At 49.5% G+C, this 13,509-nt stretch carries 11 protein-coding genes; 10 read left to right on the forward strand and 1 reads right to left on the reverse strand.

Going from position 1 to position 13,509, the window contains the following annotated elements; translation table 11 throughout:
• The first annotated feature begins 89 nt into the window (after positions 1-89).
• The 5 genes from R4537_RS11555 to R4537_RS11575 all read left to right on the forward strand — a co-directional run bounded on the left by R4537_RS11555 (position 90) and on the right by R4537_RS11575 (position 7,017).
• Entirely contained in the window at positions 90-2,270 is a 2,181-nt protein-coding gene (locus tag R4537_RS11555) for an esterase-like activity of phytase family protein (protein ID WP_071179572.1), read from the forward strand.
• Positions 2,271-2,449: 179 nt separating this feature from the next.
• Positions 2,450-3,802, forward strand: a complete 1,353-nt coding sequence (gene yegD, locus R4537_RS11560; RefSeq protein WP_071179573.1) for a molecular chaperone — start codon at positions 2,450-2,452, stop codon at positions 3,800-3,802.
• Positions 3,803-3,926: 124 nt separating this feature from the next.
• Positions 3,927-4,943, forward strand: coding sequence for a lipoate--protein ligase (locus R4537_RS11565; protein ID WP_071179574.1), 1,017 nt, complete (start codon positions 3,927-3,929; stop codon positions 4,941-4,943).
• A gap of 312 nt (positions 4,944-5,255) precedes the next feature.
• On the forward strand, positions 5,256-6,662 hold the full coding sequence (locus R4537_RS11570; RefSeq protein WP_071179575.1) for an amidohydrolase: 1,407 nt from the start codon (positions 5,256-5,258) through the stop codon (positions 6,660-6,662).
• Between the two features lie 175 nt (positions 6,663-6,837).
• Positions 6,838-7,017, forward strand: coding sequence for a DUF2256 domain-containing protein (locus R4537_RS11575; RefSeq protein ID WP_057554484.1), 180 nt, complete (start codon positions 6,838-6,840; stop codon positions 7,015-7,017).
• Here the strand turns inward: R4537_RS11575 and R4537_RS11580 are convergent.
• Positions 6,995-7,945: a LysR family transcriptional regulator gene (locus R4537_RS11580; protein ID WP_071179576.1), complete on the reverse strand. Its 951-nt coding sequence runs from the start codon at positions 7,943-7,945 to the stop codon at positions 6,995-6,997. The two genes, R4537_RS11575 and R4537_RS11580, sit on opposite strands and share 23 nt — an antisense overlap.
• Before the next feature lie 86 nt (positions 7,946-8,031).
• On the opposite strand from R4537_RS11580, the gene R4537_RS11585 reads away from it, so the two are divergent.
• The 5 genes from R4537_RS11585 (at position 8,032) to R4537_RS11605 (ending at position 13,162) form a co-directional block, all read left to right on the forward strand.
• The gene (locus R4537_RS11585; protein ID WP_071179577.1) at positions 8,032-9,438 is read left to right on the forward strand and encodes an MDR family MFS transporter; all 1,407 of its coding nucleotides are present in this window, start codon (positions 8,032-8,034) and stop codon (positions 9,436-9,438) included.
• 136 nt (positions 9,439-9,574) lie between these two features.
• Positions 9,575-11,074, forward strand: a complete 1,500-nt coding sequence (locus tag R4537_RS11590) for a cryptochrome/deoxyribodipyrimidine photo-lyase family protein (protein WP_071179578.1) — start codon at positions 9,575-9,577, stop codon at positions 11,072-11,074.
• 105 nt (positions 11,075-11,179) lie between these two features.
• Positions 11,180-11,494 carry a DMT family transporter gene (locus R4537_RS11595; protein WP_000312391.1) on the forward strand — a complete coding sequence of 105 codons (315 nt, stop codon included), beginning with the start codon at positions 11,180-11,182 and terminating at the stop codon, positions 11,492-11,494.
• 167 nt (positions 11,495-11,661) lie between these two features.
• Entirely contained in the window at positions 11,662-12,858 is a 1,197-nt protein-coding gene (locus R4537_RS11600) for a DEAD/DEAH box helicase (RefSeq protein WP_071179579.1), read from the forward strand.
• 115 nt (positions 12,859-12,973) lie between these two features.
• Complete coding sequence (locus R4537_RS11605; RefSeq protein ID WP_002155130.1) at positions 12,974-13,162, forward strand: hypothetical protein; 189 nt, start codon at positions 12,974-12,976, stop codon at positions 13,160-13,162.
• Positions 13,163-13,509: the final 347 nt, after the last annotated feature.

Below are 13,509 nucleotides of genomic sequence, written 5' to 3' on the forward strand. Positions count from 1 at the left end.
CACTATCATAAAAGTGACATCAATTCCCAACCTAATTGTCATAGTGTTTGACTAGGGTGAGTGCCAGTTAATATATAAAGGAATTTCAAATGCTTAATCCTCATTTTCGCTTAGGTGCTTTAGCTGCGGCATTAGCCTGTTTCACTTTCCCTAGCGCAGCAAACACGTTCAATCGAATTTCTAGTTTTGCCGTGGCAAACAACATTTCATCTGCAGGGGATGTTAAGGACCGTACTTCGGCTGAGATCATTACCGCTACCCCTGATGGAAATACTGTGATTTATTCTGATAGCCCATTGGGTGGGATCGGTTTTGTGGATATTAAAGACCCAACAGCCCCCAAAGCTGCAGGTTTTCTGCCACTCAATGGCGAACCAACCTCGGTAGCAGCATCAGGGAAATGGGTTATCGCAGGAGTTAACACTTCGGAAAGTTATACCCAACCTTCAGGCCATCTAGCTGTCGTGTCGGTCGAGAGTCGCAAAATTGTCGACAAGTGTGAACTCGGTGGTCAACCAGATTCTGTCGCGGTATCTAAAGATGGTCGTTATATCGCTGTCGCAATCGAAAATGAGCGTGATGAAGATTTTAATGATGGTGCACTACCTCAAATGCCGGCTGGATTTTTAGTCATTTTGACGGCAGATCAACAAGGTAAGCCCGATTGTAAAAGCCTTAAGCGAGTGGAGTTAACTGGATTAGCGCAAATTGCAGGAGATGATCCTGAGCCTGAGTTTGTGGCGTTCAATGATGAAAACCAAATAGCTCTGACGTTACAAGAAAATAATCATTTGGTGATCATCGACGCTGCGAGCGGCAATATTGTGAACCACTTTTCAGCCGGCTCCGTCGATTTGAGCCAGATTGATACAGAGAAAGATGGTGCACTGCGTTTTGATGGGAAAATTAAAAGCGCATTGCGTGAACCCGATGCCGTGAAATGGTTGGATAATAATCGATTAGTGATTGCCAACGAAGGTGATTACCAAGGTGGTGCGCGTGGATTTACCATCTTCAGTAAAAGTGGTGAAGTATTGTTTGAAAGCGGTGCCGAGTTTGAACACCAAGCGATCCGTGTTGGGCATTACCCTGAAAAACGCTCTAATAAAAAAGGCATCGAACCCGAAGGGTTAGAAGTCGCGACTTTTAATGGTCAGCAGTATATTTTTGTGTTGGCTGAACGAGCCTCTCTGGTCGGAGTGTATAAAGATACGGGCGGCAAACCAGAATTTGTACAAGTTTTACCATCAGGTATTGCTCCAGAGTCAGCAATTGCAATTCCACAGCGCCAACTGCTGGTGACCGCCAATGAAGCCGATTTAGGTGACGATGGCGGCGCGCGTTCACATGTGATGCTCTACCAGCTCTCGGAACGCACGGCTCAATATCCACAGATTATCTCAGGCAATGATGCTCAAGGTTTGCCTATTGGCTGGGGGGCACTGTCTGGTTTAACCAGCGACCCTAAGCAAGCGGGTAAACTCTACGCGGTAAATGACAGCTTTTACTCTGCACAACCGTCGATTTTTACTATTGATGCCACTCGGCAGCCAGCATTGATTGAGCAAGCCATCACCGTAAAACGTAATGGTAAGGTAGCGAAAAAGCTGGATCTGGAAGGCATTACGGTTGATGGAAAAGGGGGTTTTTGGCTCGCCTCCGAAGGTGATGCCGAGAAAAAAGTCACTCATGCTCTCTATCATGTTGATGCAACTGGTGAAATCACGCAGAGTGTTGAATTTTCATCCGAATTGTTAGAGCATCAGACCCGATTCGGGGCAGAAGGTGTGGCCATGGTTGGCGACACACTCTGGGTGGCGATTCAGCGTCCTTGGAAAGACGATCGCAAAACGATGACAAAACTGTTGGCTTACGACACCCAAACAAAGCAGTGGGGAGCGGTGCACTATCCGTTAGAGAATACAGAGCAAGGTTGGGTTGGTTTATCGGAAATCACTGCCTATAACAATAGACTGTATGTCTTAGAGCGGGATAACCAGATAGCGGATAACGCCAAAATTAAACGTCTTTATCAAATAGACCTTCGAGATCTCAAACCAGCTAAATTGGGTGAGACTCTGCCAGTGGTGAAAAAGAAGTTGGCTTACGATTTTCTACCAGATCTGAAAGCAGGGAAGGGTTATGTTGTGGATAAAATCGAAGGGTTTACCATCGATAGTCGTGGCCAGGGTTATGCGGTAACGGATAACGATGGTGTTGATGACAGCAGTGGTGAAACGTTGTTCTTTAAAGTAACTGCACAATTTTGATAACAGTGAGATGTCATTTCTTATAACCCCCAGTCTTGTACTGGGGGTTATTTTTCTCCTATGTAGTGATTACGCATTACAAGCGTGGTTTGCCTAGAAACAACAATTTCTTCTAGAGATAAGAGAAGGCTTGCGATAGGATCGCCGGCCTTTTTTCGCTTAAGAGTAGGAGTGGGTAGATGTTTATTGGATTTGACTATGGTACGGCCAACTGCTCGGTAGCGAGCATGCAGGATGGCAATCCTGTGCTGATCCCACTTGAAGGTGACAGCCTCTATATTCCTTCGACACTTGCTGCGCCCACGCGTGAGTCGGTATCTGAGCATCTATTTCGCCATCGTCACATTGCCCCTGCGGATGCACTCGGTGAACAACTTCTGCGTCGTTCAGTGGCGTCTAATCGTGAAGAAGGCATCGATTTACAGTTTGCTGATGTGGTGTTTGGTCAGGCGGCGCTTGATCTTTACCTCTCCGATCCCCATGAAGTGTATTACGTGAAATCGCCTAAATCCTTTTTGGGGGCGATGGGGCTACACGACATTCAACTGAGCTTTTTTGAAGATCTGGTGTGCGCCATGATGGCCAATATCAAAGCGCAAGCAGAAGCTCGTTCTAATGCAGTGATTCAGGATGCGGTGATTGGTCGCCCGGTCAATTTTCATGGTCGGGGTGGCGAAGACTCTAACCAGCAAGCGGAAAAGATTCTGCGCCGTGCGGCCACTCGCGCTGGTTTTCGTCATCTTGAGTTTCAGTTTGAGCCTGTCGCTGCTGGGCTAGAATACGAAGCCACACTGACCGAAGACAAAACCGTGTTAGTGGTGGATATTGGCGGCGGTACTACCGACTGCTCACTTATTCAAATGGGGCCATCATGGCGCGGCAAAGCGGATCGCACGCAAAGTCTGATTGCGCATACAGGTCAGCGCGTAGGCGGTAACGATCTCGATATTCATCTCGCTTTCAAAGCCCTGATGACGCCCTTTGGTTTTGGCAGTCAAACGCAAAGCGGGCTAGACATGCCGATCACCCAATTTTGGAATCCGATTGCGATTAACGATGTGAGTGCGCAAGCCAAATTCTTTTCTCGTGAAAATTTGGCCGATTTAAAACGCCTGCACAAAGAGGCGCGTGAGCCGGAAAAACTGGCGCGACTTCTGGCGGTCTATCACGATACTTTGGGTTACAGCCTTGTCAAAAAAGCCGAAGAGGCGAAGATCGCGCTCTCTGACACGGCGCGAGTGACTGCGCAAATCAAAGTGCTATCCGAACTGCTAGAAGTTGAAATTCAACGCGAAGCGATGATCGAAGCGATTGACGTGCCCAAGACCAAAATGATTGAGTTGGTGACAGAAGCGGTGACGCTCGGCGGCGTGACGCCGGATGTGATCTTTATGACCGGCGGTAGCGCGCGTTCACCGATTTTACGGGCTGGCGTTGAGCAAGCTCTGCCTAACGTGCCTGTCGTCAGTGGTAACTACTTTGGTTCGGTTACGGCGGGTCTGGCGCGCTGGGCACAGGTCTGTTTTCGCTGATGATCTTAAGCATTCTTCGGAAGGCTTTTTTGTATGGCGAATTTATTGAAAGCAAGGCGTTTGGCTATCTGCGCAGAATTGCGTAACATGGCGCATCTTTTCTATTGCTTGGTACGCAACAACCATGACTAAGACTCGCATTCTGCTTTCTGATTCTACGGACCCTTGGTTTAACCTTGCCGTCGAAGACACGATTTTTCGTTCTATGCCCGCCGATCAGCGTGTGCTGTTTTTGTGGCGTAACGCCGATACCGTCGTGATTGGTCGTGCGCAAAACCCGTGGCGCGAATGCAAAACGGATCGTATGGAGCAGGACAAAGTGAAACTCGCACGTCGTCAGACTGGGGGCGGGGCAGTTTTCCATGATTTGGGCAATACCAACTTCACCTTTATGGCGGGTAAACCGGAGTACGATAAAGAGGTCTCAACCAAGATTGTGTTGGCGGGGCTGCAAAAGTTGGGGATTCATGGGGTCGCCAACGGGCGCAATGATCTGGTACTGGAAGATGAACAGGGTATTCGTAAGTTTTCCGGTTCGGCTTATCGTGAAACGCTGGATCGCGGATTTCACCACGGCACACTGCTGCTGAGTGCCGATCTCAACCGTTTAGCCGATTACCTCAATCCCGATCTTAAAAAGCTGCAAGCGAAAGGCATAACCTCGGTGAAATCGCGAGTCATCAACCTCAACACGGTTAAAGCGGATATTGAGCACCAACAAGTGTGTGAAGCGATCATGCAAGCCTATTGCGAACATTACCAACAGCAGGTTGAGCCTGAGTTGATCTCGCCGCAGTCGTTTTTTGATTTGCCGGGATTTGAGCAAAAATTCGCTCAGCAAAGCAGTTGGGATTGGAACTTCGGACAAACGCCACCTTTTACTCACCACATGGATGAACGATTTAGCTGGGGTGGCGTCGAGGTGTATCTTGAAGTTGAGCGCGGTACGATTGTGCAAGCCACGATTTTCAGCGATATGCTGGACCCTTATCCGATGGAGCAATTGGCGCTGCGTTTAAGTGGGCTCACCTACAACAAAACGGCGCTTGAACCATGCCTCGCACAATTGATGCAGGAATTGCCACAATACCAATTACCTCTAGAAGAGTTTCAGCGCTGGTTCATCGACCAGATGGATTGAGTCTCTCCGACACGTCTTTTAACCGCGATCCTATTTATCATTTCCTATTCTCGATTCCCTCCTCTGTCAGAGGAGGGGCTCACCAAGCATGTCTACTTTGTTGCTTGAGATCCTTTTTATCTACTGCCGAATAAGCATTCGCCAAATCAATTAATTTGGCGCATTTATTCTTTCGAAGGGCATCTGATCTCCGTTTATTTACATCGCTGTGCCGAGATCACAGAAGCGTGCAAACATCGGAGCAATCGTTTGCATTTGTGGGGCATTCTCTTACTATCGCGGCGACACTGATGCCTGTTCCGAGGAAAGAAAATGCGAAAACAAAATTTAATCGTTGCGGCGATGGCCAGCTTAAGCTTGTTCTCTGCCATGAGCCATGCTCAATCTGATGCTGATTTGATGATCACTGATGCTATGGTACTGACGATGAATGGTGATAAAACCGTGTATCAAAATGGTACGGTGGTGGTGAAAGAGAACAAGATCATTGCGGTGGGAGGCGCCGAATTAGCCAAGCAGTATCAAGCGAAACAAGTGCTGGATGTGGATGGTGATATCGTGATGCCGGGGTTGATTAATACCCATACTCACGTTTCGATGACTGTCTTTCGCTCGTTGGGGGATGACGTGCCCGATCGGCTGCATCGTTATATTTTCCCGCTAGAGTCGAAACTGGTATCACGCGATATGGTGCGCATCGGTGCCAATTTAGGTAACGTTGAGATGCTCAAAGGTGGCGTTACTACTTATGCGGACATGTACTACTTTGAAGATGAAGTGGCGAAGACCGTAGACAAGATTGGAATGCGCGCGGTGCTAGGCCAAAGCGTGATTCAATTTCCGGTCGCTGATGCGAAAAATGCCGATGAAGGCATTCAGTATGCGCTGAACTTTATCGAGCAATATAAAAATCACCCGCGAATTACGCCTGCGTTTGCGCCTCACGCGCCATATACCAATACCACGGAGACGTTGCAAAAAATCGCTAAGCTCTCTTTAGAGAAGCAAGTGCCCGTGTTGATCCACCTAGCGGAATCTGACCGTGAGCAAGAGAAAATTGCCGAGCGAGCTAACGGCTTATCTCCTGTGCAGTATATGCATCAGATTGGCGCGTTGAACGCCAACTTGGTGGGGGCGCACATGATTTTGGTCGATGACAAAGATATCGAGCTGGTGAAAGCATCGGATATGGGGGTTGCCCACAACATGAGTGCAAACATTAAAGCGGCGAAAGGCGTTTCGCCCGCCCTGAAAATGTACGATCAGGGTGTACGCATTGGTCTGGGGACCGATGGCCCGATGTCGGGCAACACGCTGAGTACCATTGATGAATTCAACCAAGTTGCCAAGGTTCACAAACTGGTCAATCACGATCGTGCGGCAATGCCTCCTTTAAAGGTTGTCGATATGGCGACCATGGGCGCGGCTAAAGCGCTGCATATGGAAGAGAAAATAGGATCGTTAGAAGTAGGCAAGCTTGCCGATATGATTGTGATTGATACCAAGGCTCCCAACATGGTACCGATTTACAATCCCTACTCGGCACTGGTTTACTCGGCCAACAGCGGCAATGTGCGCCATGCCATTATTGATGGCAAGCTGGTGATGCAAGATCGCCAAATCCATACCGTCGATGAAGAGCAAATCCGTCAAGAAGCGTTAGCCTTTACTGACATTGTGCGTAAGAGCGTTTTGGAATCAGGTGAAGAGATCCGCTAATCCACGCTCAATTCTGTCACACAACATTCATCGTTTCAGGGCAACAAAGTATGTTGCCTTTATTTCTTTCTTGTTCTCTTTCTTATGATTGCCAAACCCTGACAAGCGGTGAGCCAATCAGACGCAACGTTCGTATATCTTCAAATTGAATAACTGACGTGATACTCGGTGTAGGGTGACTTCGCATAAAAAAGCCTATTTGGCGCAGAAAATCTGTCCTGTCTGTCAGCGCCCTTTTGCTTGGCGTAAAAAATGGCAGCAGTGTTGGGATCAAGTCAAATATTGTTCGGAGCGCTGCCGGCGTCATCGTTCATCACAGTCGCTTGGTGCTGTTAAGGCTGATGCCAATAACTGAATGCCACTCGTGACCAGTGCGTCATGATGTAATCAATCAGGGCTTGAGTGCGCTCAGGCAAAAAACGGCGCTGCGGATGGAGTAGATACACATCTGCGCCTTCGATTTCCCACTCTGGGAGCAGCTCGATGAGCTGACCGCTACGCAGGAGTGGCTCCATTAATCCTCTTGGTAAGCGCGCTATGCCCATGCCTTGCAAGGTGGCTTGCACTATCGTATCCAATTCGTCGGAGCACAAACGCGCAGTCGGAATAAATTGCACTTTTTGCGCGACGCTGTGGTGATGAAAAATCCACGGCAGCTTGTGGTTGAGACTGAGTAGGGGATGCTCTTTTAACTGATCGGGATGCGCTAAGGCAGGCGTTATTGTGCTGAGTTTGGCGGCAAGCTCAGCGCTGGCACAGAGTACGGAAGGGTTACGCGCCAGTTTACGCGCTACCCAGTCGGACTCCGGCTGAGGGCCAAAACGCAGCGCGATATCCAGATCCCGCTGGCTGAAATAGTCGAGCCCTGAGCCAACTTGCATGCGCAGTGTGACATTCGGATGCAGCTCGGCAAACTCCAGCGCTAAAGGGGTTAATTGGTGGCGCAGAGGTAACACGGGGGCACTTATCGCAATTTCGCCGCGGTAATCTCGCTTCGCTTGCTCGACCTCTTCTTGTTTGCGCTCTATTTGAGCAAACAGCTCGGCGTAGCTGTGAAATAGCTGTTCACCTTCTTTGGTCAGTATTAACTCTTTACTGTTGCGGATCAGCAAAATGCTGCCCGTATCTTGTTCAAGTTGCTGAATACGGCGGCTCAATGTGCTGGTGGACATCGATTTCTGTTTCGCAGCTAGCGCAAAACTGCCGCAACGCACCACGGTTAAAAACAGCGCCAAATCATCAAGTTTCATGATTAATCCCATTTTTGCAATTTCGCGTCCCATTCTATCCTATTTTCGGATGGCTGTGATTTGGTTATCTTGTGCCACAGCAAATCCATTCCCTTTGACTTTATCTTGAAAGAGAGCTCATGCATTCCGATCCTATTCCCGCTGCCAATGCCCCTCATCCGCGAATTATTTTTGCTAGCGTTGCGCTAGTGATTGCCCTTGGTTCACTAGAAAAAAGCATAGTGACCACACCGCTGGCCTTGATTGGGCAAGATCTCTCGGCGGGAAGCGCCTTAACTTGGGTGATCACCGCCTACTTACTCGCCGCCACAGCCGTATTGCCTGTGTATGGCAAATTGAGCGATCTGTTTGGCCGTGTACGCATGCTCAATATCAGCATCGGCATTTTTATTGTTGGCTCAGCGATGTGTACCTTTGCCGTTGACTTACCAACCCTGATTGGGGCGCGAGTGGTGCAGGGAATTGGCGGCGGCGGTTTGATTGCTTTGGCGTTCACCGTGATTGCCGATTCCATTCCGGCGCGTGAAGTCGGCAAATACCAAGGCTATATTTCGGCGGTGTATGCCGTTTCCAGTGTCGCTGGCCCTTTACTGGGTGGCTATTTTGCTGACCATCTTAGCTGGCGCTGGGTGTTTGGCATTAATTTACCGCTGGGAATGGTGGCTCTGTATATGGTCAACCGCCATCTCAAACACCTTAACCAAAAACGCCACAGCCGATTTGACTGGCTGGGCGCTGGGCTTTTAATGCTCACCACCACCTTATTGCTGCTTCAGCTTTCCTCACACTCCTTTTTGCCTGCGGGGTGGGGAGCCTTTGCTCTGTTACTCTGCTTGGTGCTGTTAATCCTTGTGGAAAGACAGGTGAGTGACCCGATTTTGCCTGCGCGTTTGGCACGCTTACCCAGTTACCTGACCGCGATTGGTCTAATCATGGCCTCACAAATGTTGATGTTCGCGCTTTTGGTTTATATGCCGTTGCAATTGCAGTGGCAGAAAGGCTTTTCACCGTCGCAAAGTGGCACCGTGATGGTGATTTTCATGTTCAGTATCACCACCGGGGCTTATCTTGGTGGCAAATGGGTGGCTCGCTCAGGGCGATACAAAGCGCTGGTGGTGAGCGGTTTTCTGCTTGCTGCCGTTGCCATCTGGCAGATTCACTACGACTTGTGGGTTCATCTCTCGCTAGGTATTGGCGGCCTTGGGCTTGGTTTCACTCTGCCTTCTCTTAATGTAGTGGTACAGAGTGTGTTGCCTGCCCGTGATCGGGGTATTGGCATGTCACTGTTTAACTTTGGCCGTGAGCTTGGTGGTGCGCTTGGGGTGGCGTTCTGTTCTGCGCTGTTTTATCTGCGTGTGCCGCAAAGTGTCACGGTAAGTGAGCACGGCAGCCAAGCCTCATCAGTAACGCCTGACGTGCTCGCCCAAGGTTTTAGTTTGGTGTACATCGGCATGAGTGCGTTGGCGGTTGTGGCTATGGTACTGACCGCTTGGCGTCTACGTAAAGATGCGCTGAAAGGGCACTAGCCTCTCTCTGTGTTCAATAGAAAACGCGGTGATAGGTAAAAAGCGACGTAATAGAAAGCGAGGCGATAGATAGAACACGGGAGCGATCTTTTCCTCTCCTGTCGCGTACAAGCGGCAGAGAAAACAAGGAAAGAGTATGGAAAAGATCAATCTGGTATGGCTCAAACGCGACCTAAGGCTGACCGATCACGCGCCATTACAAGCGGCGTTAACTTCGGGGCGACCGACGTTACTACTCTATCTGTTTGAGCCAATGCTGCTTGGCGATGCGCATTACAGCGAACGACACTGGCGCTTTGTGTGGCAATCATTGCAAGCCATCAATCGTGATTTGGCGCAGAGCAAAGGGGAGGTGTTGATCGTCACATCCGATTGGCAAACCTGCTTTGTACGTATTGCTGAGCGCTACGCCATTGAGGCGATTTATTCTCATCAAGAAGTCGGTTTAGCCTGCACTTTTCAGCGCGATCTTGCGCTGGCGCAGTGGTGCCAGCAACACGACATCGTCTGGCATCAACTCCCTTATGCCGCGGTGATCCGCGGGGCGCAAACCCGTAAAAATTGGGATGAACATTGGCAGCAAGTAATGCGCTCCCCTTGTTGCGATCCTGATTTAACACGCGCCAATTGGTTGAAGCTGGATGCCGCAGCGCTTGCTTTGCGCAGCGATATCCCTGCCACATGGCAGAATAAACAAGCGGGCATGCAAACTGGCGGCAGTGATATGGCGTGGGCGACGCTGGAGGATTTTTTCGCGCGTCGAGGGCGAGAGTATTATCGCTCCATCTCAAGTCCGAGCTTAGCGCGCCACGCGTGCTCGCGGATGTCACCTTATCTTGCGTGGGGGAATATCTCACTGCGGGAGATGTACCAAACCTTGCTCAAACACTGGTCGGTAGCGGGGTTTCGCCGCAGCCTGATTGCGCTGTCATCGCGTCTGCATTGGCACTGTCACTTTATCCAAAAATTTGAATCAGAATGTGAGATGGAGTTTCGCTGCGTCAACCGCGCTTATGATTCACTCTTGCAGCAATCAAGCGATGTCCCCGTCGCGCAGTTAGCGGCTTGGCAAACCGGACACACCGGCATTCCACTGGTGGATGCCTGTATGCGCTGCTTAATTCAAACCGGATACCTCAATTTTCGCATGCGCGCGATGTTGGTGAGCGTGTTAACTCATCATATGAATGTCGATTGGCGAGCGGGCGTGACTTATTTGGCGCAACTGTTCCTCGATTTTGAACCGGGCATTCATTACCCGCAGTTTCAAATGCAAGCTGGGGTCACGGGCACCAATACTATCCGAATTTATAATCCGACCAAGCAAGCACAAGAGCATGACAGTGAAGGGCAGTTTATTCACAAATGGGTGCCAGAGTTGGCGCAAGTGCCTGTACCGCTGCTCTTTGAACCCTGGCTGATGACACCGCTTGAAGCGCAGATGTACCAAGTGCCGCTTGAGAGCCCTTACCTCAAGCCGGTGATGGATTTGGAAGCCAGTGCCAAGCAAGCACGGGATCGCTTATGGCAGTGGCAGAAACTGCCTGCGGTGCAAGCCGAAGCGATGCGTATCCTCGCGCGCCATGTGCGGCAAGCTAAACCCCGAACTTCGCCGCGCCAAGCCAAGCCAAGCTAGCCAAGCCCCGTAAGCTTTGCTAGTCTTAGCGGCACATCAGGAAGTGAGGACGACCTCACCGCTCCATCTTTTCTTCGGGGACGACCCCATATATGAGGTGTATATATGGCGTGGTTAATCCTCTTTCTCGCCGGTATTTGTGAAATCGCTTGGGCTATTGGCCTCAAATACAGTGAAGGTTTTAGCAAACCGCTGGCTTCTGTCGCTACCTTATCGGCGCTGGTCATTAGTTTTGTGTTACTTGGGATCGCGTTGCGCACTCTGCCTCTTGGCGTGGCTTACGGAATTTGGGTGGGAATTGGCGCAGTAGGTACCGCAGTCATGGGGATCTTGCTATTCGGGGAAGCGGTGAGCTTGTTTAAACTGATGAGCTTAGCCTTAATCGTTATCGGTATCGCAGGGCTCAAGCTCGCCTCTTAGTCTGTTTTCGCCGCATGCTCTTTCTTTTTGCAGCTGATGCTCAACGTTGTTTCAGCAGGAGTCAGAAAATACTGCATTGTGGAGACGCGCTTGATGTTAGAATCAGCGCAACATTTTAGGCTGCATCTTTCCAGTCAGCCTGTTTATTATCGATTTAGAGTCTATTTATGTCTTTTTCTCAACTTGGATTAAGTGACGTTCTGGTACAAACCGTAGCGCAACTTGGTTACCAAAAACCGACCCATATTCAAACCCAAGCGATTCCAGTGATTTTGCAGGGACGTGATCTGATTGCCGCTGCGCAAACGGGCACGGGTAAAACCGCCAGTTTCGTCCTGCCTATTTTGGAGAAACTGCGCCAAGGGCAAACGCAACGTAAAAAACGTGTTCGCGCCTTGATTTTAGTGCCAACCCGCGAGCTTGCGATGCAAGTGGCGGAAAAAGTAGAGCAATACGGCAAAGACACGGGCTTAAAGAGCCTTGCGGTGTTTGGTGGCGTCGATGAACAAGCGCAGAAGCAGCGCTTGATTGATGGCGTGGATGTGCTGGTGGCGACACCGGGGCGTTTGATGGATCTCTACGGACAACGCGCCGTCTATTTCGAAGAGATAGAAATGGTGGTACTCGACGAAGCTGACCGCATGCTCGATTTGGGCTTTATTGAGTCGATCAACAAAATCATTGACTGCCTGCCGAGTGAAGTTCAGTTTCTGCTTTTTTCCGCGACACTGTCACGTAAAGTGCGTGAATTAGCGAAAACCGCAGTACGTGATCCGCATGAAATCAGTATTGCCGCCAACCAAGCCTCAAAAAGCAATATTAGCCAATGGCTGATCACCGTTGATAAAGAGACCAAATCCGCATTGTTGAGCCATTTAATCAATGAGCAGCAGTGGGATCAGGCATTGATTTTTATTGAAACCAAACATGGAGCAGCCAAGCTCGTTTCTCAACTTGAAAAGCGGGGCATTCAGGCAGAAGCCTTTCATAGCGGACGTAGCCAAGCCATTCGTGCCCAACTGCTTGAAGATTTTAAGTCAGGAAAAATCAAATACTTGGTTGCGACAGGTGTCGCTGCGCGCGGCATTGATATTGACCAGCTATCGCGCGTAGTGAACTACGATTTGCCTTTCCCAGCCGATGAATATGTCCACCGGATCGGTCGAACAGGGCGCGCAGAGGCGGTCGGCGAAGCCATTTCGTTTGTCTCAAAAGACAACTTCAAAAATCTGTGCATGATTGAAAGCCGCTTAGGCCATTTAATTGAGCGTCGCGTGGTAGAAGGCTTTGAGCCGAAAAAGCCCGTGCCGATCTCGATTTTGAACTATGTGCCCAAACATAAACGTGCGGTGCAGGAACAATAAGTCATTGCCTAGCGACTTGAGGGGCTTACCTTTAATCCAATCAATAACTGAGTATCACTTTATCTAAAGCAATCGCTATTTCACTATATCCAGCTTTATCGCTGTTGATGCCTTGGTGTGTTTACTGATCGCACAGCGCCACGGGTTTGAGCTGGACATTGATTCCCCCTATGTGCCTCATTCATTACTGGAGCCGGAACAAGAGGGGGATATCAGTGAATACGTCAGCTACGAAAGGATATTGAGTCACGTCACGAGAAACATTAACGAACTGAAAGCCACCTTCGGGCTGACTCAGGAATAAAAGCAAGTCAAAGTTAGGTAACGACCAACGTCTACTTTGTTTTAGCCGAGCAGGGTTGAGCTCAGTAGACGTTCTTCATTTCAAGTGTTACCTCAACATTTTTCAGCCTAACATAGCCCTACCTATTATGAAGCTGAAAAGTTACCACTGGTGAGCGGTTGCCGAAAAGCCGTCGAAAAGCTGTTGCTGCTTATTCTATTTTCACTGCCCCAGCAAGGCTTTACCACTGGGCAAAACCAACAGCTGCTGAAACAAGTGTGTGAACTGCCAAAGACCTAGCTTTAGAGAAAACCTATCAAAGACTTTGTTGAAGTCAGCAAGAAACCATGCCATTTGATGACGTAACA

The organism is Vibrio paracholerae (genome assembly GCF_037672085.1).
Lineage (GTDB): Bacteria > Pseudomonadota > Gammaproteobacteria > Enterobacterales > Vibrionaceae > Vibrio > Vibrio cholerae.

What these genes read in the sequence shown, in the direction of transcription:
- R4537_RS11555 (WP_071179572.1), top strand. Translation starts at nt 90, where the DNA reads ATGCTTAATCCTCATTTTCGCTTAGGTGCTTTAGCTGCGGCATTAGCC.
- yegD (WP_071179573.1), top strand. Translation starts at nt 2,450, where the DNA reads ATGTTTATTGGATTTGACTATGGTACGGCCAACTGCTCGGTAGCGAGC.
- R4537_RS11565 (WP_071179574.1), top strand. Translation starts at nt 3,927, where the DNA reads ATGACTAAGACTCGCATTCTGCTTTCTGATTCTACGGACCCTTGGTTT.
- R4537_RS11570 (WP_071179575.1), top strand. Translation starts at nt 5,256, where the DNA reads ATGCGAAAACAAAATTTAATCGTTGCGGCGATGGCCAGCTTAAGCTTG.
- R4537_RS11580 (WP_071179576.1), bottom strand. Translation starts at nt 7,945, where the DNA reads ATGGGACGCGAAATTGCAAAAATGGGATTAATCATGAAACTTGATGAT.
- R4537_RS11585 (WP_071179577.1), top strand. Translation starts at nt 8,032, where the DNA reads ATGCATTCCGATCCTATTCCCGCTGCCAATGCCCCTCATCCGCGAATT.
- R4537_RS11590 (WP_071179578.1), top strand. Translation starts at nt 9,575, where the DNA reads ATGGAAAAGATCAATCTGGTATGGCTCAAACGCGACCTAAGGCTGACC.
- R4537_RS11595 (WP_000312391.1), top strand. Translation starts at nt 11,180, where the DNA reads ATGGCGTGGTTAATCCTCTTTCTCGCCGGTATTTGTGAAATCGCTTGG.
- R4537_RS11600 (WP_071179579.1), top strand. Translation starts at nt 11,662, where the DNA reads ATGTCTTTTTCTCAACTTGGATTAAGTGACGTTCTGGTACAAACCGTA.